This is a genomic window from Pseudomonas sp. S4_EA_1b (assembly GCF_016307435.1).
Lineage (GTDB): Bacteria > Pseudomonadota > Gammaproteobacteria > Pseudomonadales > Pseudomonadaceae > Aquipseudomonas > Aquipseudomonas rhodesiae.
Window position 1 is genome coordinate 1 of the sequence record NZ_JAEILC010000002.1, and the last position, 25,039, is coordinate 25,039.

Annotated in this window: 21 protein-coding genes and 1 pseudogene; 5 read left to right on the forward strand and 17 right to left on the reverse strand. The window is 60.3% G+C overall.

Annotated elements, in window-relative coordinates; all coding sequences use genetic code 11:
* On the reverse strand, positions 1 to 2,624 hold a 2,624-nt coding region (locus YA0848_RS00950), incomplete at its 3' end, for a DUF6531 domain-containing protein (RefSeq protein WP_198731212.1).
* Between the two features lie 249 nt (positions 2,625 to 2,873).
* Between YA0848_RS00950 and YA0848_RS00955 the strand changes: the two genes are divergently transcribed.
* Positions 2,874 to 3,959, forward strand: a complete 1,086-nt coding sequence (locus tag YA0848_RS00955; RefSeq protein ID WP_034097203.1) for a DUF1615 domain-containing protein — start codon at positions 2,874 to 2,876, stop codon at positions 3,957 to 3,959.
* Positions 3,960 to 4,102: 143 nt separating this feature from the next.
* Here the strand turns inward: YA0848_RS00955 and YA0848_RS00960 are convergent, their stop codons facing one another.
* Genes YA0848_RS00960 through YA0848_RS00970 form a run of 3 tightly spaced genes read right to left on the reverse strand, consistent with a single transcriptional unit; the run spans position 4,103 to position 6,688 of the window.
* Positions 4,103 to 5,284 carry an acetyl-CoA C-acetyltransferase gene (locus YA0848_RS00960; RefSeq protein ID WP_034097205.1) on the reverse strand — a complete coding sequence of 394 codons (1,182 nt, stop codon included), beginning with the start codon at positions 5,282 to 5,284 and terminating at the stop codon, positions 4,103 to 4,105.
* Between the two features lie 11 nt (positions 5,285 to 5,295).
* Complete coding sequence (locus tag YA0848_RS00965; protein ID WP_034097206.1) at positions 5,296 to 5,955, reverse strand: CoA transferase subunit B; 660 nt, start codon at positions 5,953 to 5,955, stop codon at positions 5,296 to 5,298.
* A gap of 34 nt (positions 5,956 to 5,989) precedes the next feature.
* Positions 5,990 to 6,688, reverse strand: coding sequence for a CoA transferase subunit A (locus YA0848_RS00970; protein ID WP_034097208.1), 699 nt, complete (start codon positions 6,686 to 6,688; stop codon positions 5,990 to 5,992).
* 133 nt (positions 6,689 to 6,821) lie between these two features.
* On the opposite strand from YA0848_RS00970, the gene YA0848_RS00975 reads away from it, so the two are divergent.
* Complete coding sequence (locus YA0848_RS00975) at positions 6,822 to 7,724, forward strand: LysR family transcriptional regulator (RefSeq protein WP_034097210.1); 903 nt, start codon at positions 6,822 to 6,824, stop codon at positions 7,722 to 7,724.
* Between the two features lie 122 nt (positions 7,725 to 7,846).
* Here YA0848_RS00975 and YA0848_RS00980 read toward each other — a convergent pair whose 3' ends face one another.
* From YA0848_RS00980 to YA0848_RS01005, 6 genes are all read right to left on the reverse strand, one after another.
* A complete protein-coding gene (locus tag YA0848_RS00980) occupies positions 7,847 to 8,176 on the reverse strand; it encodes a hypothetical protein (protein WP_034097212.1) in 330 nt (109 codons plus the stop codon).
* A 483-nt stretch (positions 8,177 to 8,659) separates the two neighbouring features.
* Positions 8,660 to 9,505 (reverse strand): NAD-dependent protein deacetylase, encoded by an 846-nt coding sequence (locus YA0848_RS00985; RefSeq protein ID WP_034112914.1) that lies wholly within the window; start codon positions 9,503 to 9,505, stop codon positions 8,660 to 8,662.
* Between the two features lie 8 nt (positions 9,506 to 9,513).
* Positions 9,514 to 9,954: a CBS domain-containing protein gene (locus YA0848_RS00990; protein WP_034097215.1), complete on the reverse strand. Its 441-nt coding sequence runs from the start codon at positions 9,952 to 9,954 to the stop codon at positions 9,514 to 9,516.
* A gap of 131 nt (positions 9,955 to 10,085) precedes the next feature.
* Positions 10,086 to 12,035, reverse strand: a complete 1,950-nt coding sequence (locus YA0848_RS00995) for a DNA topoisomerase III (protein ID WP_169903892.1) — start codon at positions 12,033 to 12,035, stop codon at positions 10,086 to 10,088.
* Between the two features lie 168 nt (positions 12,036 to 12,203).
* The gene (locus YA0848_RS01000; RefSeq protein ID WP_034097217.1) at positions 12,204 to 13,826 is read right to left on the reverse strand and encodes an MFS transporter; all 1,623 of its coding nucleotides are present in this window, start codon (positions 13,824 to 13,826) and stop codon (positions 12,204 to 12,206) included.
* A 65-nt stretch (positions 13,827 to 13,891) separates the two neighbouring features.
* A complete protein-coding gene (locus tag YA0848_RS01005) occupies positions 13,892 to 15,538 on the reverse strand; it encodes a GMC family oxidoreductase (RefSeq protein ID WP_034097218.1) in 1,647 nt (548 codons plus the stop codon).
* Positions 15,539 to 15,667: 129 nt separating this feature from the next.
* Between YA0848_RS01005 and YA0848_RS01010 the strand changes: the two genes are divergently transcribed.
* Entirely contained in the window at positions 15,668 to 16,561 is an 894-nt protein-coding gene (locus YA0848_RS01010) for a LysR family transcriptional regulator (protein WP_169903891.1), read from the forward strand.
* Positions 16,562 to 16,843: 282 nt separating this feature from the next.
* Here the strand turns inward: YA0848_RS01010 and YA0848_RS01015 are convergent, their stop codons facing one another.
* Both YA0848_RS01015 and YA0848_RS01020 read right to left on the reverse strand, forming a co-directional pair.
* A complete protein-coding gene (locus YA0848_RS01015) occupies positions 16,844 to 18,190 on the reverse strand; it encodes a glutamine synthetase family protein (protein ID WP_169903890.1) in 1,347 nt (448 codons plus the stop codon).
* An 11-nt stretch (positions 18,191 to 18,201) separates the two neighbouring features.
* Positions 18,202 to 18,759 carry a helix-turn-helix domain-containing protein gene (locus YA0848_RS01020; protein ID WP_169903889.1) on the reverse strand — a complete coding sequence of 186 codons (558 nt, stop codon included), beginning with the start codon at positions 18,757 to 18,759 and terminating at the stop codon, positions 18,202 to 18,204.
* 161 nt (positions 18,760 to 18,920) lie between these two features.
* On the opposite strand from YA0848_RS01020, the gene YA0848_RS01025 reads away from it, so the two are divergent.
* Together YA0848_RS01025 and YA0848_RS01030 are read left to right on the forward strand one after the other, a co-directional pair.
* Positions 18,921 to 19,229, forward strand: a complete 309-nt coding sequence (locus YA0848_RS01025; protein WP_034097230.1) for an RcnB family protein — start codon at positions 18,921 to 18,923, stop codon at positions 19,227 to 19,229.
* An 88-nt stretch (positions 19,230 to 19,317) separates the two neighbouring features.
* Complete coding sequence (locus tag YA0848_RS01030; RefSeq protein ID WP_169903888.1) at positions 19,318 to 20,511, forward strand: MFS transporter; 1,194 nt, start codon at positions 19,318 to 19,320, stop codon at positions 20,509 to 20,511.
* On the opposite strand, the gene YA0848_RS01035 is transcribed toward YA0848_RS01030, so the two are convergent.
* The 5 genes and pseudogenes from YA0848_RS01035 to YA0848_RS35825 all read right to left on the reverse strand — a co-directional run.
* A complete protein-coding gene (locus YA0848_RS01035; RefSeq protein ID WP_034097233.1) occupies positions 20,474 to 20,746 on the reverse strand; it encodes a DUF1652 domain-containing protein in 273 nt (90 codons plus the stop codon). The genes YA0848_RS01030 and YA0848_RS01035 overlap by 38 nt on opposite strands.
* Positions 20,747 to 20,879: 133 nt before the next feature.
* On the reverse strand, positions 20,880 to 22,376 hold the full coding sequence (locus YA0848_RS01040) for a helix-turn-helix transcriptional regulator (RefSeq protein ID WP_034115559.1): 1,497 nt from the start codon (positions 22,374 to 22,376) through the stop codon (positions 20,880 to 20,882).
* A gap of 161 nt (positions 22,377 to 22,537) precedes the next feature.
* Entirely contained in the window at positions 22,538 to 23,707 is a 1,170-nt protein-coding gene (locus YA0848_RS01045; protein WP_169903887.1) for a hypothetical protein, read from the reverse strand.
* Between the two features lie 14 nt (positions 23,708 to 23,721).
* The gene (locus YA0848_RS01050) at positions 23,722 to 24,609 is read right to left on the reverse strand and encodes a nitrilase family protein (protein WP_034137756.1); all 888 of its coding nucleotides are present in this window, start codon (positions 24,607 to 24,609) and stop codon (positions 23,722 to 23,724) included.
* 111 nt (positions 24,610 to 24,720) lie between these two features.
* Positions 24,721 to 25,039 (reverse strand): annotated as a pseudogene (locus tag YA0848_RS35825) (FAD-dependent oxidoreductase); the annotation flags it as partial.

A 25,039-nucleotide genomic window follows, 5' to 3' on the forward strand; every position in this document is an offset into this window, starting at 1 on the left:
CGACCCACAGCGTCCCACTGGTACTGGGTCAGCGCGCCATGTTCATCCTCGCGCGCCACCTCGCGGCCCAGGTCGTCGTAGCGATAGCGCCTGATGCCACCATTGGGCAACTGCTCCTCAACCAGTTGCCCGCGCTCATTCCACACCAAGCGATGGCAGCTGTGATCCGGGTACCAGACCCCGGTCAGTTGCCCATGTTTGTTGTAGCTGTAGTCCGTGACATGCCCATCGGGATCGATGCTACGGGTGATATCGCCCTGGTCATTGCGCTCGTATTTCCAGACCGCTTGACCCCGGCGCACCACGCGTACGAAACCGTGGTCATGCTCGTAGGTAGTGGGCTCATCTTCCCCAGGAAACAACGCCACCAAGCGTCCGGCTTCGTCGTACTGATACGCCGTCACCGCCCCCAGCGGGTCTTGCTCGACTGTCAGCCGGCCTTTTTCGTCGTAGGATTTGAAGTGTTGCGCGCCATCCGGATCGATGCGTTGCACCAATCGCGCACGGTCGTCGTGGACATAGATTTCCTGGCTGCCATCGGCGTTATGCACCGTGACGCGGCCGTCATCCCCCCAGGCATAGCGCGTGTCCATCTGCGAGAAGCTGGCCCAGTGCCGTACACAGCGCGCCGCTTTGCCGGAGCGTTCCCACGCCCAGAAGAAACTCGCCCCACCGGCCAGGCCGCGTTCCACAATGACGTGCCGATCGTCGTAGCGGTACACCTCGCTTTCGCCGACGGCATTGGTCGCCGAGACCAGTCGGCCCAGGTCGTCATAGGCGTAGGAAACGACGTTTTGCTCAGTCGTCCAGACATACGGACCACGGCCTTCGGCGCGCTGAACCTGGTAATCCACCGCGACAATGCGCCCAGCCCCATAGTGCAGAAACAACGAGCGACCCACCCCGTTATCCACCCGCTCGATACGCCCGAGCACATCGCGGAAAATTCGTAGGCGGTTGTCATACGCATCGCTGATCGCCGTCAGCACACCGTCGCGAAAGTGGTAGAACCGCGATGCCTGGGCCAGCACCAGCTCATCCGGCGAAGCGCCCAGATAGATCGCCGCTTCGGCCAGGCTATTGGTGATTGCCGGTCGCGCAACGGTGGGCATTGGAAACGAGATAGAGCGATTTTCATGGTCGGTCCACACCACCGAATCGCCTGAAACCACCAGCCGCTGCGCCAGCCCATGGCTCCAGCCAAACCCCAGTCCTACATCGACTTCCACCGCACTGGTGCGATACAGGCGTGTCCACTCGAACGACAAAAACCCATCCAGAACACCGTCAGTCAGGGTCAGCAATTCCTCGCCGGTAACCATCGACACGGGGCAGCCGTTAGTGACGGTTTTATCCGCAGAAGCCGCCGCATCGCCGTTCGGGTTTTTCCCCGAAACAGGTGCATCGTCTACAGGCTCCTGCCGCACCAACACCGTCTGCTGCGTCTTGTTGCGCGCCGCTGTGACCGGGTTGGAAACCCATTGATCCCCAGCCTTCAACGGCCCCACCGGGACCGTATCGACCGCCGTGGTCTGGCGACTGAGCAACACCGGCTTAGCAGCCTCGGCGTGCTCCTCGACGCGCACCTTGCCAAACTGTTCGGCCAAATGTTCCAACCACTCGCGCGCGCGCCGCGACTTGATCCTACCCAGCACCTGCGCGCCCAAGCGAACCGCCACGCCCATGCCCGCTGTGGCCCAGATCAGCAACAGGTTGATCAGCACCTCGCCAGTGATTTCTCCGAGCAGCTCATTCATATACGGCGGTGGCAGCAGGCGCATCCAACTGACCATCGCCGCCATGTAAATGAACAACAACGGCTCATCGCTGAGCATCAGCAAGCCCGTCGCAATAGCGTCGGCACCGAGCGCCAGCAACTGGTCAAACTCGGCCTGGGACAGATACTGCAGCCATTGCTCGGCATGGGCCACCGGGTCCGACAGCCACTGGAACAGTTGCTTGAGGTTGTCCCACAGCGAGTACAGCGCTTCGCCGAATCCGCGCGCGTAGGCTGAGTGGAGCGAGAGGTAGCGCTTATGGAAGTGCGCCTCGGAGTAGCCCTGCCAAAGCGGTTCGAAGGTGTCGGACCATTCGCTGCGCAGCCACGCCTCCAGCGGCGCGATGACCGCCTGATAAGAGGCGTACAGCGCCTTGAAATGCGCGGCGGATACATTCGGGTAGAAGTGGATGCGGTAGCGCTGGTTGCGTTCGCATTCCTTGACTTCAAGAATGCCGCTGGGCCCGATGGTTTTATGGATCGGCTCGCCCAGCAGCGTGCCGTCTGCATCGATGCGCTGGAGTATCACCGGTGTATCGCCGATGGGTACGAACCGTGAACTCTGGAACCGATGCACCAAGGTCAAGGTGCCATCGGCCCGGCAGGTCGCGACCGCGCTGCTGGGGAACAGCGAGCGGTTGATCGGCGCGACCCGCTCCGCTTCATCTCCGGCCTTGAACACCTGCTCGATATTCAGCGCCGAAAAGCTGAGGACACTCTCGGCCCAGGCGTCGTAACTATTGAGGCATCCGCGGAAATCCCTGAGTACCGACTCGACGTCGCGGGTCTTCGCATCCAAGGCGGCGAGTACCAGAAAGCCAATGGTCTGGCTGGTCGCGCCAATCATGAGGCTGCCCTATCAATCAGGGCCATAACGAAAAAAAACATCTGCAATCCTTCGCACTGTGTGATCAGGCGAGGGACTTTGCAGAGGTTTGTGGGGCAGGGCAGTAGAGCTTATCCGGCGCTTGCGTGGGATGTTTCGGCAGCGGTCACATCCGGTCGTAACGGGCGAGCCTACCGAACCCACGAACCCTGGTTAGACTTACCTGTCGAAACGTGCAACTCACGGCCCGCCATCACTCAAGGACTCTTCATGTATTCAAGCCGCCTGATCCTCTGCCTTTTGCCCTTGCTGGTACTGGCGGGTTGCTCCACCGCCCGTGGCCCGCAGCAACCGGAACGCAGCGAAGCCGAGGTCAAGGCGCAGATCGTGCGGTTGCTGCCACCCAAGGTTACGGACCGCAATGGCTGGGCCCAGGATATCTACACGGCCTTTGATACCCAGAAGATTTACCCGAGCACCGAAAATATCTGCGCGGTGCTGGCGGTGACCGAGCAGGAGTCCACCTTCCAGGTCGACCCGCCGGTGCCCAATATGGGCAAAATCGCCCAGGATGAAATCCTGCGCCGTGCCGGCAAGGTGCATGTGCCGGCCTTTGTGGTGCGCAGCGCATTGCAACTGAATTCGCCCACCGGCAAAACCTACGCCGAACGTCTGAGCGCCGCACGTACGGAAAAAGACTTGAGCGGTATTTTCGATGACTTCATCAGCATGGTGCCGTTGGGCAAAACGCTGTTCGGCGGGTTCAACCCGGTGCACACCGCCGGGCCGATGCAGGTGAGCATCGACTTTGCACAGAAACAAGCGCGGGGTTATCCCTACACCGTGGACGGATCAATCCGACGCGAAGTGTTCACCCGCCGTGGCGGCATGTACTTCGGCATCGCCCATTTGCTCGGCTATCCGGTGAACTACGATCAACCGCTGTATCGCTTCGCTGACTTCAACGCCGGTTGGTATGCCAGCCGCAATGCGGCGTTCCAGGCGGCGGTCAGTCGGGCTTCGGGGGTCGAGCTGGCGCTGGATGGGGACTTGATTCGCTACGGCTCGCTACTGCCCGGTACCACGGAACTGGCGGTGCGTTCGTTGGGCGCGAAGCTGGATATGCGCAACCCCAGCATCCGCAGCCAGCTGGAGCAGGGCGAGCGCTTGGATTTCGAAGAAACCACCCTTTACCAACGTGTGTTCGCCCTCGCCGACAAGGCTGCCGGCAAACCCCTGCCACGGGCGATTCTGCCGGGGATTGTGCTCAAGAGCCCGAAGATCACCCGTAACCTGACCACGGCATGGTTTGCCAAGCGCGTGGATGAGCGTTATCAGCGTTGTATGAAGCGCTGAAGGCCCCGTGCGAGATTTGTATGGCTGATGGCGATGGCTTCCAATGAGGTGTTTGCAATGCCTCAAGCTGCCAGACAATGAAGATCAAAGGTGGGAGGGGGGTAAGCCCCCCTCCGATAGTTGAGCGATGTTGCTGTTTTTTATCAGTTGCGTTCCAGGGCCAGGGCTACGCCTTGGCCACCGCCGATGCACAAGGTCGCCAGGCCTTTCTTGGCATCGCGCTTGATCATTTCGTGCAGCAGGGTCACCAGCACGCGGCAACCCGAGGCGCCAATCGGGTGGCCGATGGCGATAGCGCCGCCATTGACGTTGACCTTGTCAGCATCCCACTCCAGCTCTTTGCCCACCGCCAGGGATTGCGCGGCGAAGGCTTCGTTGGCTTCGATCAGGTCCAGATCGCCCAGGCTCCAACCGGCTTTGTCCAGGCAGCGACGGGTGGCCGATACCGGGCCGATGCCCATGATGGCCGGGTCCACGCCTGCGTTAGCGTAACTGGCAATGCGGGCTAGCACGGGCAGACCGAGGGCTTTCGCCTTATCGGAACTCATCAGCATTACTGCAGCGGCGCCGTCATTGAGGCTGGAGGCGTTGCCGGCGGTGACGCTGCCGTCTTTCTTGAAGGCCGGCTTGAGCTTGGCCAGGGACTCGGCAGTGGTGCCGGCGCGCGGTTGCTCATCCACGGCGAAGGCGATTGGGTCGCCCTTGCGCTGAGGGATCAGGATCGGAGTGATCTCATCGACAAACCGCCCAGCCTCGATGGCTGCCGCAGCCTTCTGCTGAGAAGCGGCGGCAAAGGCGTCCTGGGCTTCACGGCTGATGCCGTATTTGTCCACGAGGTTCTCGGCGGTGATGCCCATGTGGTAGTCGTTGAATGCATCCCACAGGCCGTCGGTGATCATGCTGTCGATCATCTTGGCGTGGCCCATGCGCAAACCAGTGCGCGCGGCAGGCAGTACGTAGGGGGCCAGGCTCATGTTCTCCATGCCACCGGCGATGATGACGTCGGCGTCGCCGCAGCGGATGGCCTGGGCACCGAGGTGCAGGGCTTTGAGGCCCGAGCCGCAGACCTTGTTCAGGGTCAGGCTCGGCACCGCGTGGGGCAGGCCGGCGAGAATCGAGGCCTGGCGCGCGGGGTTCTGGCCGGAGCCCGCGGTGAGCACTTGGCCGAGGATCACTTCATCGACTTGGGCCGGGTCCAGGTCGGTCTGCTCCAACAGGCGACGGATTACGGCGGCGCCCAGTTCCGGAGCCGGGATGCTGGCCAGCGACCCTTGAAAGCTGCCCACGGCGGTGCGGGTGGCAGCAACAATCACGACGTCTTGCATGGAATCTGTCCTCACTGGAAGTGCATTTCTGGAACGTGGTCCGGGACGATCAGTTTACCGGCGGTCTTGCTCACAATCTCTTCAACGCTGACGCCAGGTGCGCGTTCCTTGAGGACAAAAGCGCCATTTTCGATTTCCAGGTACGCCAGGTCCGTAAGCACCCGTTTGATGCAGTGGGCGCCGGTCAGCGGCAGGCTGCAGCGATCGAGCAACTTCGACTCTCCGTCCTTGGAGGCGTGGGTCATGATCACAATGATGTTTTCCGCACCGGCCACCAGGTCCATGGCGCCGCCCATGCCCTTGACCAGTTTGCCGGGGATCATCCACGAAGCGATGTTGCCCTGCACATCGACTTCAAATGCGCCGAGCACGGTGAGGTCGACGTGACCGCCGCGAATCATCGCGAAGGACTCGGCAGAGGAGAAAATCGACGCACCGATGCGTGCTGTCACTGTCTGTTTACCGGCGTTGATCATGTCGGCATCGATGGTGTCTTCGGTAGGAAACGGGCCCATGCCTAGCAGGCCGTTTTCCGATTGCAGCATCACTTCCATGCCGTCGGGGATGTAGTTGGCCACCAGGGTCGGAATGCCGATGCCGAGGTTGACGTAAAAGCCGTCCTGCATTTCGCGGGCGACGCGTTGAGCCATTTGTTCGCGGGTAAGAGCCATTTTGTGTGTCCTTATTGTTCGGGCTGGAGGCGGATTATTTGCGGACGGTGCGCTGTTCGATGCGCTTCTCGAAAGTGCCGCAGATGATCCGATCGACGTAGATGCCAGGGGTGTGGATCTGCGCCGGGTCCAGCTCGCCCGGTTCGACGATTTCTTCGACTTCGACCACAGTGATCTTGCCGGCGGTGGCGGCCAGCGGGTTGAAGTTCTGAGCGGTGTGGCGGTAGATCACGTTACCGAAGTGGTCGGCTTTCCAGCCTTTGACGATGGCGAAGTCGCCGGTGATGGACTCCTCCATCAGGTAAGGACGACCGTTGAACTCGCGGGTTTCTTTGCCTTCGGCCACTGGGGTGCCGACGCCGGTTGCGGTAAAGAAAGCCGGGATACCGGCACCGCCTGCGCGCATTTTTTCGGCGAGGGTGCCTTGGGGCGTCAGCACCACTTCGATTTCGCCGCTGAGCAATTGCTTCTCAAACAGCGCGTTCTCACCGACGTAGGACGCGATCACTTTGCGGATCTGTTTTTCTTCCAGCAGCACGCCCAGGCCGAAGCCGTCGACGCCGCAGTTGTTGGAGACCACCGTCAGCTCACGGGTGCCTTTGCGCTTGATTTCTGCGATGAGGTTTTCCGGGATGCCGCACAGGCCGAAGCCGCCGGCGAGTACGGTCATGCCGTCCTCCAGGCCTGCCAATGCCTCTTCGTAGGACGCCACGCGTTTATCGAAACCTGCCATATGCACCTCTTTTATTGTTTGTGGGCCAGCCAATGGACCGAGTGTTGCGCTGATGTATTGATTTGTTAAGTTGTTTTTTAAGGTTGATTGATTTAGAAAACAGCATAGTTGATCCGTCTCTCGGAGTACTTTTATGACCGTGAAACAGCTGCGTGCCTTCCTCGCCGTGGCCCAGAGCCTGAGTTTCGCCGCCGCCTGCGAGCGTCTGCACCTGTCCCAGTCAGCGCTGAGCCTGACCATCAAGGGCCTGGAAGAGGGCCTGGGCGGGCGGTTGTTCAGCCGCAATACGCGCAATGTGGCGCTGACCCCGGAAGGCGAATCGTTGCTGCCACTGGCCCGCCGACTGATGGCCGATTGGGATAACGCTGAGGATGAGCTGCGCCAGCGCTTCACCTTGCAGCGCGGGCGCGTCACGGTGGCGGCGATGCCGTCGTTCGCGGGCAACTTGTTGCCGCCGATCTTGAAGATATTCCGCGCGCGTTACCCGCAGGTGAACGTGACGGTGCACGACTTGATCAACGAACAGGTCTTGGAGATGGTGCGCGATCGCCAGGTGGAGCTGGGTGTGGCGTTCGAACCGTCTGAAGGCTCGTCGCTGGCCTTTACCCCTTTGTATCTGGATCGCTTCATTGCGGTCGTGTCGGCTGATTCACCCTTGGCGCAATGCGACGAGATCGGCTGGGAGACTTTATTGGAATACCCCTTTATCACCTTGCAACGGCCTTCCACGGTACGGGTGATGCTGGAGGAGCATTTGGGTGCGCTACGGATGAAACTGCCGGTCGCACTGGAAAGCCATCAATTGGCGACTGTGGGCAAAATGGTAGCCAGTGGCTTGGGCGTCAGCGCTGTGCCGGCATTGTGTGCCAGACAGATGGAGGAGGCGGGTGCGCATTGTATTACCTTGCGTGATCCGGTGATCGAGCGGCCGATTGGTGTGCTGACCAAGCCGGGGCATGAGTTGTCGGCGGCGGCGCAAGCCTTGTTCGATATTTTTCGCGATGAGGCGGGCAAGGGCCGGTTTCCAACGTTTTGACCCGCAGCACAAACAAGTGTGGGAGATGGCTTGCCTGTTATAACGGTTTAACAGTCAACACTGTCGTTGAGCGTTAAACAGCTATCGCAGGCAAGCCAGCTCCCACATTGAACACGTTGATTCTAGTAGTAGCGATCAATCACTTTTACTTGCGAGCTGTCTTTGAAAGACTCCCAAGCGTTATTAAGTGTGTCGAATACTTGTTCGATAAAGTTGCGATCGGCAGCGGCCTTCTTGCCGACATAACCCTGGCCGCGGCGGTACATCTTCAGGCGCGCCGCCAACTCACGGTTATTACGGTCGAACTCGGCTTCTTCAGTGTGGGGCGCCAGGCAGTCGATCTTGACTTCGCCCGATTTGCCAATCCACAGGATATGGTCGTCGAGTGTGTCTTTCTGCGCTGCGAACATCTCAGCCAATTCATCGATAGTTGGTTGGTTGTTCAGATTCATGTGTAAGCCCCTTGACCAGTTGGCGATCTATCAGTTGGTTCCGTTAAAACTGCTTAGTTGTCTCCGGCTTCAATAACCGGGCGTTAGTAACTGGCTGCCGAATACGGGCAGAGTCTTGAACCTGATGCTTGTAGTCTTACTGATGAACTGCTACGCAATGCTTTCATAACGAAGACAAGGAGCATTCGAGCTTCTTGTACCGTGCTCTTACGAGTCGGTCAGCTTCATCAATCTGCCTTGTGGGCAGTGCACATCCGGAAAAAACAGCTCGGCGGTCAGACGAGCTCTTTCAAAACGCGTGTTACCAACGCTCCCGATCCGGGAGACGCCTTGATCATGCAAGGACAAAAAGGTTACGTCAACGGTTATGTAGTGATTATTTTCGATCACTACATAATTCGTCGTGGGCACGGGGAGATACGGCAGAGGCGTGACTTGAGCGTCATTTTTTGCGCTGGACGGTCGCTACGGTGGAGGAGGGGGCTATTGCAGGCGGTTCGCCAGCAAGGGCAGCAGTTGTTCGCATGAGGTTTCGATCTTTACCTGCAACAGCTCGTCGCCCCGGGTCTTGCCCAGGTTGATGGCGATCACCGGTTTGCCTTGCTCGACCATCGCCTTGCACAAGCGAAATGCCGAATACGCCATCAGCGAAGAGCCCACCACCAGCAACCCCTCGGACTGTTCCACTGCCGCCATTGCCTTGGCGGCAGTGGGCGGGGCGACGTTCTCACCGAAAAACACCACGTCGGGTTTCAATCGTTCACCCTGGCAATATGGACACCGGGGTACCTCAAAGCGCGCTTCAAAGGCCGGGTCGAGCAGCGTGTCTCCGTCAGGCGCCTGCACAGCATCGACGCCCGTCAGGTAGGGGTTCTGGGTTTCCATCAGCTGTTGGATCGCATCGCGCTGGCTGCGCTGCTGGCAGTCCAGGCACAGCACGCGGTGCAGGCTACCGTGCAGTTCGATCACACCTTGGCTGCCGGCCTGGTCATGTAGGGTGTCGACGTTTTGTGTGATCAACCCGGTGATGTGCTGGCGTTGTTGCAAGATGGCCAACGCTCGGTGCGCTGCATTCGGTTGTGCGACGCGTACGCGCGGCCAGCCCAGCATGGCGCGCGCCCAGTAACGTCGCCGCGCCTGCGGGGTGGCCAGGAATTCCTGGTACATCATTGGTGCCTTGCCTCGGCGCACGCCTTCGCTGTCCCGGTAGTCCGGAATGCCCGAGGACGTGCTGATGCCTGCACCGGTCAATACCAGAAAACGTCGATCAGTCATGGCCCGGTACAGGGTGTCGAGGTGGTCTTGCTGATGCGCCAGGGAATCGAGCATGGTTTCTCCTATTCGCCGCGGATGTACTGCTCCAACTGCTTGATCAGGTCAGCCTGCTCGGCGATGGCCTCCTTGACCAAGTCACCGATGGACAGCAGGCCCAGCAGTTTGCCGTCTTCGACCACAGGCAGGTGGCGCAAGTGACTGTCGGTCATGATGTTCATGCATTCTTCGACGCGCTTATGGGTGTCCACGGTGATCACCGGCGCGCTCATCACCTCATGCACCTTAGTGGTCACCGATGACAGGCCCTTGAGCATGATTTTGCGCGCGTAGTCACGCTCGCTGATGATGCCCACCACTTTGTTGTCTTGGACGACCGGCAATGCCCCCACGTTTTTTTCCGACATCCGCACCAGTGCTTCAAACACGGTGTGATCCCATTGGATGGTGTGGACGTCCTGGTTTTTCTGGTCTTTGGCTTTGAGCAACTGTGCAACGGTCTTCATGGCGGCCACTCCGGTGTTGTTGTAGGAAATCAGTGGAACCCCTACAGAATCCTAGACAGCCCGCGCCGTAGCAAGGACCAATGCGGCGTCAAACCTGTCGAAAAACGTCATTAACCGGTTTTTTTTGGTGTTTATCCGCTATTTACCGGTTTTTTTGCCCGTTTAGGGCTCGCTGTCGTCTTGCGAGGGGCTGCCTTGCGCTTCTTTTTCCACGGTGCCGCCCCTCGTCCTGCCGGGCTCGCGGGGCCAGTGATGGTCATGCGCATGCCATTGCAACGTGCCACCTGCTTGCTCATCCAGGCTGCCTGTTTGGCGACGAATTCCTCCAGACTCATTTCACCGCTTTGCACCATGTCCAGCGCCTGCTCCCAGATGGCAGTGGTGCCGGGATCGGCGATGGCGCGGGGCACCGCGTCGATCAGGCTGAATGCCGCCGGTGTGGCGGCCAGCGCCTTGCCATTCTTGCTCAGATAACCGCGGTCGAGCAGCCCCTGGATAATGCCCGCGCGGGTGGCTTCGGTGCCGATGCCGGTGGTGTCCTTGAGCTTCTGCTTGAGCAACGGGTCTTCCACCAGTTTGGCCACGTTTTTCATCGCTTTGATCAGGTCGCCTTCGGTAAAGGGTTTGGGTGGCTGGGTCCACAGGTCCTTGAGCGTGACCTTGGCTACTGCGTAATCCTGGCCCTGCACCAGCGCCGGTAGGGCCTGGGGCGCTGGCGCTTCGCGGCCCTTGGTGGGGGCGAGTGCTTCGGGCAGGGCGCGTTTCCAGCCCGGCTCGATCACCACTTTGCCCACCGCGCGCAGGGCAAAACCGGCGCATTCGAAATCTGCCTGAGTGCGATCGTATTCGTGGTTGGGCAGGAACTGCGCTAGGTAGCGCGCGCGAATCAAGGTGTACACCGCGCGGTGCTTGCCGCTGAGCTGGCCCACGTCCTTGCCGGCCCCGGTAGGAATGATGCCGTGGTGGGCGCTGACTTTGGCATCGTTCCACGCCCGCGAGCGCCGCTGGGGATCGATATGCGGCATCAGCTCACTGACCGCCGGGTCGGCACGCCCCAGCGCGGCGAGAATCTTCGCTGCCTCGCTGTGCTGGCTCAGCGGCAAGTAGCCGCAATCGCTGCGCGGGTAGGTGATGACCTTGTGGGTTTCGTAGAGGGATTGGGCGATATCCAGGGTTTCCTGAGCGCCCAGGCCGAGTTTCTTCGAGCAGATTTCCTGCAGGGTGCCGAGGTCGAAGGGCAGGGGCGCCACGTCGCGCATGCGTTCGGTGCGCAGCTTCACCAGGCGCGCGCTGGCGGCGTTGCCCATGGCAGCGGCAGCGGTCTGTGCCAACTGCGGGTTGAGGCAGCGACCCTGGTCATCACAGGCGTCCTCCGTGGCGCGCCATTGAGCGGTGAAGGTCATGTGCGCGTGGCGCAGGTCGACATCGATGGCCCAGTACGCCACCGGTACGAAATCGGCGATGCTGCGGTCGCGGTCCACCACCAGGCGCAAAGTGGGTGTTTGCACCCGGCCCACCGGTAATACACCCTGATAACCGGATTGACGCCCCAGCAAGGTAAACAGGCGACTCATGTTCATGCCGATCAGCCAGTCGGCGCGGGAGCGGCCCAGGGCCGAGTGGTACAGGCTGAAGGTGTAGGCGCCGGGCTTGAGCGCGGCCAGGGCCTTGCGAATCGAAGCGTCGTCCAGCGCCGACAACCACAATCGCTGGATCGGCCCCCGGTAGCGGCAATGTTCCACCAACTCGCGGGCGATCATCTCACCCTCGCGGTCGGCGTCGGTGGCGATCACCAGTTCCTGGGCTTCCCCCAGCAGGCGCTTGACCGCTTTGAACTGGCTGGCGGTCTTGGGTTTGACCAGCATCTTCCATTTTTCCGGCACGATCGGCAGATCGGCCAGCACCCAGCGTTTGTACTTGGCGTCGTAGGCATCGGGCGGGGCGGTTTCCAGCAGGTGGCCGATGCACCAGGTGACGGTGACCCCATTGCCCAACCAACAGCCGTCACCACGACGACTGGCGCCGAGCACCGCCGCAATGTCCTTGGCCTGGGAGGGTTTTTCGCAGAGGTACAGCCGCATGGTCAGCCCATTCGTTAAGCAATTGAATGGGGAGCAGGATGGGCAAAAGATGAGAATTGAGCAACTATTATCTGTATGGATATACAGCAAATTGTGTGAGCACTGGGAACAAATGTGGCAGGGGCAAGCTCCCTGCCACAGGAGATCTTCTGTGTTCAGACGATCGGGTCAGTTGTTATCGATATCCACATGCCGCGTTTCCTTGAGGCAAAACAACCCGACAATCAGGCTCACCCCTGTCACCATCACCGGGTACCACAGGCCGTAGAAGATATCGCCGGTGTACACCACCAGCGCAAACGATACGGTCGGCAGGAACCCGCCGAACCAGCCGTTACCGATGTGGTAGGGCAGGGACATCGAGGTATAGCGGATACGCGTCGGGAACAGTTCCACCATCAGCGCCGCCAGCGGGCCGTAGCACATGGCGGCGATCAGGATCAGCACCACGATTAGCACCACCACCATGACCTTGTTGACCTGCGCCACATCCGCCGAAGACGGGTAACCGGCCAGGGTCACGGCACCGCGCAACGCCGCTTCGTCAAAACCGTCGATTTTGACTTCGCCGACGCTCACCTGAACGGGGCTGCCGGCCGGCGCAGCAGCGCTGGTGTAGGGCAGGCCTTGTTTGACCAAGAAGGTTTTGACCTTGTCGCATGGGCTGTCAAACCGTGCCTTGCCCACCGGGTCGAATTGGAAGGTGCAGGTGGCCGGGTCGGCCAGCACGGTGATCGGTGCCTGGTGGCTGGCCTGATCCATCGCCGGGTTGGTGTAGTGCGCCAGGCCCTTGAAGATCGGGAAGTACAGGGCGGTGGCCAGCAGCAGGCCGAGCATCAGCACCGGTTTGCGTCCGATCTTGTCCGACAGCCAGCCGAACAGGATAAAGAACGGCGCGCCAATCACCACGCTGATAATCAGCAGCATATTGGCCAGGGCCGGGTCCATCCGCAGGAATTGGGTGAGGAAGAACAGCACGTAGAATTGCGCCGCGTAGAAGGTCACCGCTTGCCCGCCGTTGATGCTGAACAGCGCGATCAGCACCACCTTGAGGTTTTCCCACTTACCGAACGACTCACGGATCGGCGCCTTGCTGGCCTTGCCTTCTTCTTTCATTTTCAAGAAGGCCGGCGACTCGTGCAGGCTCATGCGGATCCAGGTGGAAATGCCCAGCAGCACGATGGAAAACAGGAACGGGATGCGCCAGCCCCACACTTCGAACTGGTCGCCGGTGAAGTAGCGGCACGCCAGCACCACCAACAGCGAGAGCAGCAGGCCGATGGTGGCGGTGGACTGGATCCAGCTGGTGTGGAACCCGCGTTTGCCGACTGGCGCATGCTCGGCGACGTAAGTGGCGGCGCCGCCGTATTCACCGCCCAGGGCCAGGCCCTGCAACATGCGCAGCACGATCAGGATGATCGGCGCGGCGATGCCGATGCTGGCGTAGGTCGGCAACAGACCGACGCAGAAGGTCGCTACGCCCATCAGGATGATGGTCACCAGGAAGGTGTACTTGCGCCCGATCATGTCGCCCAGACGGCCGAACACCAGCGCGCCGAACGGCCGCACCACAAAGCCGGCCGCGAAGGCCATCAAGGCAAAGATAAAGGCCGTGGTGTCGTTGACCCCGGCAAAGAACTGCTTGCTGATCACCGCCGCGAGGGCGCCGTAGAGGAAAAAGTCATACCACTCGAACACCGTCCCCAAGGACGAAGCGAAGATGACTTTCTTGGAATCGTTGCTGGTGCTCGTGTCTATCGCCGAGCCCAGGGTTTGAGCATGTTCTGACATCGGGTAACCCTCACAGTGATTATTTATTGTTGTTCCACTGTCGGCGCCGGGTGCGGCGCCGCTATTCAGATTGCGTGAACCAGTTCTTTCTCCGGTGCGAGGCTCCTTGTGTGCGGCGAAAGGATCAGCTGCGCGGCTTTTTCCGCGATCATCAGCGTGGGTGAACAGGTATTGCCGGACGTAATGCGCGGCATGATCGAGGCGTCGGCGATGCGCAGGCCGGGCACGCCGTGCACGCGTAGCTGGGCGTCGACCACTGCGTCCTTGTCGTGACCCATGCGGCAGGTGCCCACCGGATGGAAGATCGTCGTGCCGATGCGTGCGGCGGCTTCGTGCAGTTGTGCTTCGGTTTGCAGCGAATCGCCCGGCAAATATTCCACCGGCTTGAACTGGCTCAAGGCCGGCGCCGCGACGATGCGCCGGGTCAGGCGGATGGCATCGGCGGCTACGCGCAGGTCTTCGGGGTGGCTGAGGTAGTTGGGCTGGATCAGCGGCGCATCCGCCGGGTTGGCTGAGCGGATATCGACGCGGCCACGGCTCTGCGGGCGCAGATCGCAGACCGAGGCGGTGAACGCCGGGAAGCCATGCAACGGCTCGCCGAAACGCTCCAGGGACAGCGGCTGCACATGGTATTCGAGGTTGGCCGAGGCCTGCTCCGGCCCCGAGCGGGCAAATGCGCCGAGCTGGCTGGGTGCCATCGACAATGGGCCGCTGCGGTCGTACAGGTAGCGCAGGCCCATGCCCATCTTGCCCCACAGGGTGCCGGCGATCTGGTTGAGGGTGCGTGCGTTTTCCAGCTTGTAGATCAGACGTAGTTGCAGGTGATCCTGCAGGTTGCCGCCCACGCCGGGCAGTTCGTGCAGCACGTTGATACCGAGGGGTTTGAGCACGTTGGACGGGCCGATCCCCGAGCGTTGCAGGATGCCTGGCGAACCCACGGAACCGGCGCACAGGATGATTTCCTTGCGCGCTTTCCAACTCAGGGACTGACCGAGCCTGCGCCCGACCACTTCGCACGCGCGCCCGTTTTCCAGCAACACACGGTCGACTTCCACTTCGGTGAGCACGGTGAGGTTGGTGCGCTGACGGACCGGTTTGAGAAACGCCTTGGCCGCGTTCCAGCGCACGCCGGCCTTCTGATTGACCTGAAAGTAGCCGCAGCCTTCGTTATCGCCCTGATTGAAATCGCTGACCTTGGCGATGCCGCTTTGCGCCGCCGCTTCGCGGAAGGCATCCAGGATCGGCCACGACAGCCGTTGCTGCTCGACGCGCCACTCGCCGCTGTCATTGTGGAATTCCGAGCCGCCGGCAAAGTGGTTCTCGCTGTGCTTGAACAGCGGCAACACGTCGTTCCACGCCCAGCCGGCGTTGCCTTCGGCGGCCCAGCCATCGTAGTCACGGGCCTGGCCGCGCATGTAGATCATGCCGTTGATGGAGGAGCAACCGCCCAGCACTTTACCCCGTGGGTAACTCAACGCGCGGCCTTGCAGGCCAGGCTGGGCTTCGGTTTTGAAGCACCAGTCGGTGCGCGGGTTGCCGATGCAGAACAGGTAGCCGACGGGGATGTGGATCCAGGGGTAGTTGTCGCGGCCGCCGGCTTCTAGCAGCAGCACGCGGTGGGCGGGGTTGGCGGACAGTCGATTGGCCAGCAGGCAACCTGCGGGGCCGGCGCCTACTACTACGTAATCGTATTCAGCAGCTGCATTGGGCATCTGAGGTCTCGCTTGTTTTTCTTATTGGCCCCATCCTAGTTGTTAGTTTTCGTCTTAAAAATGTTAGTTTTTACCCAGCTGCTGTGCGTTTTTGAACAGTGCTGTAGCGGCCCACGCATTGGAGGCGACATGTTCGATTGGAATGACTTGCGGTTTTTTCTTGAGTTGCAACGCAGCGGTCGTTTGCTCACCGCCGCGCAGCGCCTGAAAACCACCCACGCTACGGTGGCGCGGCATATCGAGGCCATCGAAAAGAGCCTGGGCACCGCGCTATTCGTGCAGCATGCCCACGGTTACGAGCTGACCCCCTCTGGCGAGGCCCTGCTCAAACATGCCGAAGCCATGGAAAACGTGGCGCTGCTGGCCGAAGACGAACTCACCCACACCGCCGCGCCGCTGGGCAAGATCCGCCTCGGTGTGGCCGAAGGTCTGGGGGTGATGTTTCTGGCCGGACGCATGGGCGGCCTGTTCGAACGTTATCCGGGGCTGGAAGTGGAACTGGTGGCCGTGCCGCGCTTCGTCAGCATCCTTAACCGCGAAGCGGAAATCAGCATCCACCTCGAACGCCCCAGTGTCGACCAACTCGTCACCCGCAAACTCACGGACTACCGCCTCTCCCTTTACGCCAGCCGCGCCTACCTGGATCGCAACCCGCCGATTGAAAAACGTGAAGATCTCGTGACCCATGCCTGGATTGATTATGTTGACGACCTGCTGTTCAGCCAGGAGCTGAAATTCCTCAGCAGTTTCTGTCGCAACCCTAAGGTGGTGTTCCACAGCACCAGCGTCATTGCTCAACACCAGGCGGCGCGCTCGGGGTTAGGGATTGCGGTATTGCCCTGCTTCATGGCCGCCAGCGACCCGGACCTGGTGGCGTTGCTGCCGGGGGAGGGCATCCAGCGCAGCTACTGGATCAGCTCGCGTCGGGAGTTGCACAAGTCCGTGCGGCTGCGAGTGTTGTGGGATTACGTGGTGGAGTTGTGCGCGCGGGAGCAGCCGCTGTTGCTTGGCGAGTCCGGCTGATGCCTCCACCCAGCAGTGTCTAGAGAGAGGGCCGCTCCGCGCCCCAGCGTGGGCGGTGCGACGATTCGACAAGCCCGCTCACACACAATAAGAATGTGTGCCGCAGCCCTGTAGTGAGCAGGCTTGCCCTGCGCCGGGCTGCGGAGCAGCCCCAAAACTGGCCAACCGTTTTTGCCTGACACACCGCGGTGTCGGGAGAGAGGGCCGCTTCGCGCCCCAGCGTGGGCGGTGCGAAGATTCGACAAGCCCGCTCACCAAAAAAGCTCACTGACCACAGCAGGGTTAAAGAAACCAGCGGTACTCACGCACACTTATCTCTTGTTGAAAGGCCAGATGATCCTGGCGTTTGTTTTCGCAATACACATCGACAAATTCCGCACCCAGCTTCTCGCGCACGCTGGGGTGCTGCTGCATGGTGCGTACGGCGTCGAGCATGTCCAGGGGGAAGTCGGTGCCGCTGGTGCGGTCCTCGTTCAAGGGCGCGATGGGCTCGCGCTGGGTGTCGAGGCCATGTTCCAGGCCGGCGAGGATCGCCGCGAGCACCAGGTACGGGTTGGCATCGGCGCTGGCCAGGCGGTGTTCGATGCGCAAGTTGCGCGGGTCGGAGTCGGGGATGCGCACGCACGCATCGCGGTCTTCGAAGCCCCAGCAGGCGCGGGTGGCGGCGTTGACAGTGCCGCCCAGGCGGCGGAAGGCATTGTGGTTGGGCGAGAAGATCGGCATGCAGTGAGGCAGCAACTCCAGGCACCCAGCCACGGCATGGCGTAGCGGTTGCTGCTGATGCGCCGCCAGCAAATTGTTGCCCGCGCCGTCATACAGGCTGACATGCACATGCATGCCGCTGCCAGGATGTTCCAGGTACGGCTTGGCCATGAAGCTGGCGCGATAGCCATGCTTGAGCGCCACGCCACGGGTGCTGCGGCAGAACAGCGCGGCCCAGTCGGCGGCGCGCAGGCCGTCGTCGAGGTGGCCGAAATTGATCTCGAACTGGCCGGGGCCGAGTTCAGCGGTAATCACCGTGATGTCGATGCCCTGGTCCTTGGCGGTCTGGGCCATATCGTCCAGGACTTCTGAGAAGCGCGACAGCCGCTCGATATGCAGGGTGGGCTGGTCGTCGGCGTCGTCGCTCAGCGGGTCGCGGGCAAATTGCGGCAGGCCGTGGTCGAGGGTTTTGTCGAACAGATAGAACTCCAATTCGAACGCCACCACCGGGTGGATGCCTTTGTGGTGCAGACGCTGCAGCACCTTGGCCAGCACTTCGCGGGGTTCGAATTCAATGGGGGCTTCGGTGCCATCGGAGGTGATCAGCATCTGGCCCAGAGGCTGCGATTCCCAACTCACCGGCTTGAGCGTGCCGGGTACCAGGCGTCGGTTAGCGTCCGGGTCGCCGTCGTTGAAGCAGTAGTCGCCTATCTTGAACAACCCGCCCTGCGTCCCCAGCAACACGGCATTCTGCGGCAGTTTCAAGGGGCTGCCGGCGGCGACTTTTTCGAGCATCTCGATCGGGTAGCGCTTGCCATAGAAATGCCCGGGAATGTCCAGGGCGATCAAGTCGACATAACGCACGTCCGGGTGGTGCTGGCGAAAGGTCCGTACTTCGGCCAGCAACGTGGAAGATTGGCTTTTCACGGGTGATGCTCCTAGTTGTAAACCCAGAGTACGCGGGCGGGCAGGTCGGTCAGGTTGGCGTAGCGGCAACGCGCAAAGCTGGGCAGGTGAAAGCTGTCGCCGGTGCCGAGGGTCACCACGTCGTTTTCACCGTCCACCCACAGCGTCAATTCGCCTTCCAGCACAAAACCGGCCTGTTCGGCGCGGTCGCTCATGCTCTGGTCACCGCTGTTGGCGCCCGGGGCAAGCAGGCTATCGAGCATCGAGAACGCGCCGTTCATGCTAGGGGAGACCAGGATGTCGGTGATGCCATTGGCGTAGTACACCGTGCGCCGCTCGTTGGGCCGGGTTACCCAGTCAATCGCCTTGGGCTTGGGCTGGCTGTAGAAGTAGGTGGTAGGCACATCGAGGGCGTGGCTGATGGCGGTCAAGTCCGCCACCGTCGGGCGCGACAAACCACGCTCGACCTGGGAGAGGAAGCCTACCGAGCGCTCGATCTTCTGTGCCAACTGGGCCAGGGTGAGCTTCTTGTGCTTGCGCAGGTCATGGATCAGGGCGGCGAGGGTGGCGAGTTCGTCTTGTGGCGTCATGAAATTTATTTCTTAAAATTTCATGAAAAATTACACGATTAATTTCATACGGGCAATGGGCAGGTCGGGCAGGTGTGCTTTCCCTTTGCTAAGGCCCGCTGAATGATTCCGCCCCGCTGCGGTCGGAACCTGGGTACGCATCATTCATTGAAGGAGCACCTATGCAGTCCAAAACCCTAGCCGCTTGCGTGTTGGTAGCCGCCAGCCTGTCCACCGTCAGCTTCGTGGCCCAGGCCGGTGATACGCCCCAGGAAACCGTGCAGCCTTCTACGATCAACACCCGTGATTTGAAAGAGGGCGATCGTGCCCCGGACATCTTGATGCGCAAAGAATCCGCCGTCACCGACTGGAAAAAACGCGGCCTCAAGCAGCCTGAGGAAGACAGCCAATGGGCACGCGTCGGTGATCGTTTTGTGCTGCTCAAGACCACCAACGGCACGATTCTGGAGATCACGCCGGTCAAAAAATAACTCGCCGGCAGCGCCTGCTTTTTTGCAGAAACCTGGGTTATGGTAGCCGACCGCAATGGTCGCGTTACCTTCCAGGAAAGAGAGCAGGATGCTTGCCACAATCAAACATTACCCCCGCACCGTAAACCTGTTGCTGTGTGCCACCTTGCTGCTGACCTTGGCCAAGGCGATCACCTTTCCCTACCTGGTCATCTACCTCACCAGCCATTTTTCCCTGGATATCAGCCAGGTCGGCCTGGTGATCGGCAGTTCGCTGATTGTTGGCTCGTTGCTCAGTGTGTACGGCGGCTTCCTGGTCGATCGCGTCAACAGTTATCGCTTGCTGCTGGGCCTGAGTGTGGCGTTCGTGCTGGGGTTTATCGGCACGGTGCTGGCGCAGGATATCTGGACGTTCTATACCTGCCTGATTTTGATCAACCTGGCCTACGCGGTGATCGACATTGCGGTGAAAGCCGGGTTTGCCAGCCTGCTGCCCGAAGAGGCACGCAGCGAAGTGTTTTCCATCAAATACACCCTGACCAATATCGGCTATGCCGTGGGGCCGTTTTTTGGCGCGATGGTGGCCAAGGTGGATATCAGCTTGCCGTTTATCCTGTCGGCCTTGTTGGGAGTGGGGTTCTTTCTGCTTTACGCACGTTGGGGTGACCGTGCCCTTACCACCGCCGAGGTTGCGCAGAAACCGGTGTCGTTCCTTGCGGTGGGCCGCGTGCTACTGCGCGACCGTCGACTGGTGTGCTTTACCCTCGGCGGTTTGCTCAGTGCCGTGGTATTCGGCCAGTTCACCGCCTACCTGTCGCAGTACCTGGTGACGACCACCACCGCGGAATACACCTACACCGTCATCAACGCGGTGCTCACCACTAACGCCGTGCTGGTGATCGCCTTGCAATACCTGATTGGCCGGCGCATTTCCCACCGTTACCTGAGCCAGTGGCTGATCGCGGGCTTGAGCATGTTTATGCTGGGGTTGATCGGGTTCGGGTTGTCCACCAGCGTGTTGGGGTGGGTGCTGGCGATGGCGGTGTTCACGGTGGGGGAGATTATCGTGTTTCCGGCCGAGTACATGTTTATCGACCGAATCGCCCCGGACCACCTGCGGGGCATGTATTACGGGGCGCAGAATCTGTCCAACCTCGGCGCTGCGCTGGGGCCGGTGCTATGTGGGTTGGTACTGGCCAGTCTACCGGCCCATTACATGTTCTACATGCTGGGCGCGTTTATCGTCGGGGGCGGGGTGTTTTACTTTATCGGTGCGTCGATAAAGGCAAGTCATCCAGCGTGAGCTTGCCCACGTTATTGCTTTGCAGCTCGTAGCGCAGTTCTTCGACCATTTTTGCCACTTCTTGCGGGGTATGCAGCCGGTTGGTGCTGATCCCTGTGACCACCAGATCCACCCGGCCGGTTTCAGCGTCGTAGACCTTCAGGGTCAAGGACGCATCCCGGCACAGGGTGAATTCGCAGGTCAGTGGCGATAGGCCTTCTTCGATGCAGTTTCGCAGTTGAGCGAGGGTGAACATGCGGTTTCCTTCAAAGCATGAAAAAGCGACGGCACAAGGTCAAAGCTCCCTGTACCCACCGGCTGAAGGTTAGGGATTGCAGACCCAGGCCATAAGTCGAATTCGCACTAGTGGCACTGGTGCATTTGCACTGTCAGCGTCTATTTTTCACCCTCAAGTCCCCTGCAAACAGCCCGCGTTCCCGCGCCCACACGATCGCCGCACTACGGCTGTGTACCCCCAGCTTGGAGTAAACCGTGGCCACATGGTTACGCACAGTGTTGGGAGCCAGTTTCAGTCGTGAGGCGATCTCCTTGTCCGCCAGACCTTCGCAGATCAACCCCAGCACATCGCGCTCGCGGGCGGTGAGGTCGGTGAAGCTCACATTCGGCAAATTGGGACTGTTAACGCTTTTGGCGTTGGCCAGTTTTTCGATCAGCGTCTGGCTGAACCATGAAGCGTCTTGCATTACCTCTTCGATGGCCGCTACCAGCTCCAGCTCTGAGCGCTTGCGCTCGGTGATATTCATCATGACCAACAGATAGCAGGGCATGTCCTGGATCACTACCGTGTCGGCCGAGACCACACAGTCGATCACTTCGTTACCTTTCTTGCGCACCTTGAGGTCTTGGCCGTCGAGATTGCCGGCCTTCTCGAGAGTGGCGAACAACTGCTCGCTCGCCGCGTTGCCGTCGATAAACCCGATTTCTTCGATGGATTTGCCGATCAGCTCTTCGCTGATGTAACCGGTAATGCTCATGAACGCTTCGTTGACGTCCACCACATGGCGATTGTCGGCGTTGCACACCAGGGTGGGCACGGGCGTCAGGCGGAACGACTTGGCGAAGCGTTCCTCACTCTGGCGCAGGGCGATTTCCGCTTTGCGCCGCGGTTCCAGATCCATGAAAGAAAACAGCATGCAATCTTCTTCGTTCATGTCCAGCGGTTGACCGGCAACGATCACCAGTTTGCTGCCGCCTTTGGGTAGTTTCAGTTCCGCTTCCATCTGTGGGATGGTGGCGCCTTCGCTCAGGCGCTGGATGGCCAGGTCCTTGCGCTCGGCCTGTTCCAGCACGTCCAGCTCGTACACCGAGCGACCGATCACCTGATCGCGGCTGTAGCCGGTCATCTCCAGGAAACCCTGGTTGACCTTGATGTAGCGCAGGTCGCTCAAGCGGCAGATCACCGCCGGCGCGGGGTTGGCGTTGAAGGTTTTTTCGAAGCGCTGCTCGGCGCTGGCCCATTGGGTGGCGTTGCTGAGGATCAGCACCAGCAATTCAGGTTCACCTCGTGAGTCGGTGATCACCAGGCTGCGCAGGCGGTGCACCCAGGTTTTGTCCGGAGTGGCCGTGGGCGTGACCTCCACGATCACATCGCTGAATTCGTCACCGGCCGCCGCGCGAGCCAGCGGGTAGCTGTCGTCCTGCAACGGATGGTTATTGCGATAGCGCAGCGAAAAACGCTCGGCGTACTGCTGCCCATTGGCGCCCAACCCCATCACGTCACCGACGCCATGCATGGTCAGCGCCGCTTCGTTGGCCCACAGGATGGTCTGGTCGACTTCGGCCAGAATCACACCGTCGGACAAGCCGGAGATGATTTGCTGCAATTGGCGGCGGTTGGTTTCTTTGGCAAGGACGTCCTGGCTCATGCTGTCTCCCGAAAAAAGCACATGAAAATTCCGACAGCCTTGGCTCGTGATAGTGCAAACAAAATGCAGGAGTGGTAGGTAAGAATGCACTCGAACGGGTGGTGCATTTGGCCTATTAGGGTTCAAGAGATGTGGTTAGGGGCGGGCCCTAACCACACACCTCAGTTTGCCAGCCAGCCGACGATCGGCACGATCATCAGCGTGCTCAACGCCATTGAGATCACGTTGCCGATATAAGGATGGAAATGCGCGGGTAGCCTCGACGCAATCGCAAAGGCCAACGGTGGTGCGACCAGAGCACCGAGCAATGCGCTGGCGCCCATCACGGTCAAACTCCCGCCATGGGTCAACACCGCCGCCGGAACGACCGACACCAACGGAACATAGGTGGGGTACCAGCCGTGCCGTATCCATTGCCGACGCCATATCACCACGCCCGCTGCCGATGTCATTGCCTGTGCGCCGATCATGGACAGGAGCAGGCCAGAGCCATATGCCGGGCTCATGGGGTTGAGCGCATAAGCGAGCAGAACCCCCGCCAGCAGACCGAGACTGGCCAGCTCATTGCCGAAAAACGGCGCTTCGGAAAAGTCAGCCAGCACTCGGCGCAGGCTCCAGACAACACCATGGTCAGCCGGTGCAACCGGAGCGGGCTTCTCGGGAGCGATGTAGTCCGAACGCACCAGCGAGGGCACTTTATGACACAGCGTAAAGGCGATCACGCTTCCAACGGCCATGCCCAATACGTTGCCGACCACGGCGGGCAAGCCCAGCGGGACGCACACCAGGTTGACGATCAGCAAGCACATGGGCGTGACCAGCAAGGCACCCAGTACCGCGCCGTTGAGGGTGACCTTCCAGCCGCCGCCAAACATCAGCACCATCGCCGCCGGCAATGAAACGAACGCCGCGAAGGTAGGCTGCCAGGTGTCCGCCGTGACACTCCAGCCCCACAGCAGATTGCTCAGCAACAAGCCGATCAACGAACTGGTCACCAACCAGGGCCACAAGCCGGTGCCATAACAGATGGAAAAACCTTGCCAGGCTTTGCCCTGCCGACTCGCCCACCAGGCCAGATAAGCACCACTCAACAGACCCAGGGATGCCAGCTCATGCTTGTAGAAGGCGACCTCGCTGATGTCGCCTGTTACCCAACGCAACCAGGCCGCCGGATCCGGCAAGGCCGTGACCATGTCGCGATAACCCGGCCATGAGCCTTGGTGAGTGGAGACCACATAGAGCATCACTAAGATCGCGATGGCTCCCAGGGCCAGGACGGTCAAATCCAAGCGTGAGCGCGAGGGTATTTTCTTGGTCAGTAAAGGCTCCATAAATCGCCCTCCGCTCAACGAGGCAGGGCGGGGTGGTGAGAGTAGCCGAGCATCTGATCGTACAAATCATGGCGGCGGTCTCTGTGCAGGTCATTGAGGCTGTTCCAGATCGGCGCGCTGCGAGCACTGGTGACGTCGATGTCGGCAAACAGGATTTCCTGGCGATTGGCCGAGGCCACTTCACCGATCGGCCAGCCATTGGTGCCGGCGATCAACGAGCATCCGAGGTAGCGCGCATCCCGCTCTTGGCCGATGCGGCTGGCGGCGGCGATAAACACGTTATTCACGTGGGCGGCGGTCATCGTCAGATACGACGCCATGCACTTCCCGGCTTCATCGAACAGCGGCGGTGGCGTCCACACCCAGTTGTTCACGCTGCAAATAATATCGGCGCCTTGCTGGCTGAGGATGCGCGGCACCTCCGGGAACCAGATGTCCCAGCAGATCAACAGGCCGATGCGGCCTATTGGTGTTTCAAACACCGGGAATCCAGTATTGCCCGGTGTGAACCAGAGCTTCTCCAGGTTCCATAGATGGGCTTTGCGGTACTTCCCGATAAAGCCTTCGGGCCCCAGCAACACCGCAGTGTTGAACAGCTGCCCATGCTCAATCTCGTTTAGACCGGCCACCAGGTACACCTGATGCTTGCAGGCAAAATCCGTCCATTCCCTTACGCTCTGGCCATTCGGCACGGCCTCTGCGTGATCGAAGGCATCCTGACGGCTGCTGAAGAAATATCCGCAATTGGCCAGTTCCGGCAGCACGATCAGATTCGCGCCACCGTTTGCCGCTTCGGCAGCGAGGGAAAGGCTTTGACGCAGGTTATCGCTTCGATTGGCGACTCCCACCTGTGGGTCGAACTGAATGACGGCAACGCGGGCGGGGCTTGTGGGTGTGCTCATGAGGTTGGCCTCTTATTGTTATGCAACCGGATTTGGTTGGGTGTTTATAAGAGGCGGGTTAATGTTTAAATGAAAGTCAGATGATTCCTTTTGTGTTGTAGTCGGTTTCCTTTAGAGGATTGCATGCGCTGTTTTGTACTCGGGGTAGTCTCGCATGCTAAATCCACCGTTGAAGCTCGCCTTGGTTCTGTTACAGATGTTAATTACTGTGTCGACGGCGCCCCTGAAACAAGGCTCCGTCCAACCTGAATCAACAGAAAAGGATTCGCCGCATAGATAAAGTCCAGAGATGGGCGAGAAGTCTCTGTTGTATTTCATTAAGCCTACGGCCTCGTGATAAGTTCCCGGACGATAAAGCTTTGCACAGCCTAAAGAATTTTTATCTTGCATCCATCGCTGAACAATTGCCTGGTCGCGCCCTATATAAGGG

Excerpts from the sequence above, each read along its gene's own strand:
- YA0848_RS01010 (WP_169903891.1), top strand. The coding sequence starts at position 15,668 with ATGTTCGATTGGAATGACTTGCGGTTTTTTCTTGAGTTGCAACGCAGC.
- YA0848_RS01045 (WP_169903887.1), bottom strand. The coding sequence starts at position 23,707 with ATGGAGCCTTTACTGACCAAGAAAATACCCTCGCGCTCACGCTTGGAT.
- YA0848_RS00985 (WP_034112914.1), bottom strand. The coding sequence starts at position 9,505 with ATGCTCGATTCCCTGGCGCATCAGCAAGACCACCTCGACACCCTGTAC.
- YA0848_RS00970 (WP_034097208.1), bottom strand. The coding sequence starts at position 6,688 with ATGGCAGGTTTCGATAAACGCGTGGCGTCCTACGAAGAGGCATTGGCA.
- YA0848_RS00995 (WP_169903892.1), bottom strand. The coding sequence starts at position 12,035 with ATGCGGCTGTACCTCTGCGAAAAACCCTCCCAGGCCAAGGACATTGCG.
- YA0848_RS00965 (WP_034097206.1), bottom strand. The coding sequence starts at position 5,955 with ATGGCTCTTACCCGCGAACAAATGGCTCAACGCGTCGCCCGCGAAATG.
- YA0848_RS01005 (WP_034097218.1), bottom strand. The coding sequence starts at position 15,538 with ATGCCCAATGCAGCTGCTGAATACGATTACGTAGTAGTAGGCGCCGGC.
- YA0848_RS00980 (WP_034097212.1), bottom strand. The coding sequence starts at position 8,176 with ATGAATCTGAACAACCAACCAACTATCGATGAATTGGCTGAGATGTTC.
- YA0848_RS00955 (WP_034097203.1), top strand. The coding sequence starts at position 2,874 with ATGTATTCAAGCCGCCTGATCCTCTGCCTTTTGCCCTTGCTGGTACTG.
- YA0848_RS01030 (WP_169903888.1), top strand. The coding sequence starts at position 19,318 with ATGCTTGCCACAATCAAACATTACCCCCGCACCGTAAACCTGTTGCTG.
- YA0848_RS00960 (WP_034097205.1), bottom strand. The coding sequence starts at position 5,284 with ATGCAAGACGTCGTGATTGTTGCTGCCACCCGCACCGCCGTGGGCAGC.
- YA0848_RS01000 (WP_034097217.1), bottom strand. The coding sequence starts at position 13,826 with ATGTCAGAACATGCTCAAACCCTGGGCTCGGCGATAGACACGAGCACC.
- YA0848_RS00990 (WP_034097215.1), bottom strand. The coding sequence starts at position 9,954 with ATGAAGACCGTTGCACAGTTGCTCAAAGCCAAAGACCAGAAAAACCAG.
- YA0848_RS01050 (WP_034137756.1), bottom strand. The coding sequence starts at position 24,609 with ATGAGCACACCCACAAGCCCCGCCCGCGTTGCCGTCATTCAGTTCGAC.
- YA0848_RS01035 (WP_034097233.1), bottom strand. The coding sequence starts at position 20,746 with ATGTTCACCCTCGCTCAACTGCGAAACTGCATCGAAGAAGGCCTATCG.
- YA0848_RS01020 (WP_169903889.1), bottom strand. The coding sequence starts at position 18,759 with ATGACGCCACAAGACGAACTCGCCACCCTCGCCGCCCTGATCCATGAC.
- YA0848_RS01040 (WP_034115559.1), bottom strand. The coding sequence starts at position 22,376 with ATGAGCCAGGACGTCCTTGCCAAAGAAACCAACCGCCGCCAATTGCAG.
- YA0848_RS00975 (WP_034097210.1), top strand. The coding sequence starts at position 6,822 with ATGACCGTGAAACAGCTGCGTGCCTTCCTCGCCGTGGCCCAGAGCCTG.
- YA0848_RS01025 (WP_034097230.1), top strand. The coding sequence starts at position 18,921 with ATGCAGTCCAAAACCCTAGCCGCTTGCGTGTTGGTAGCCGCCAGCCTG.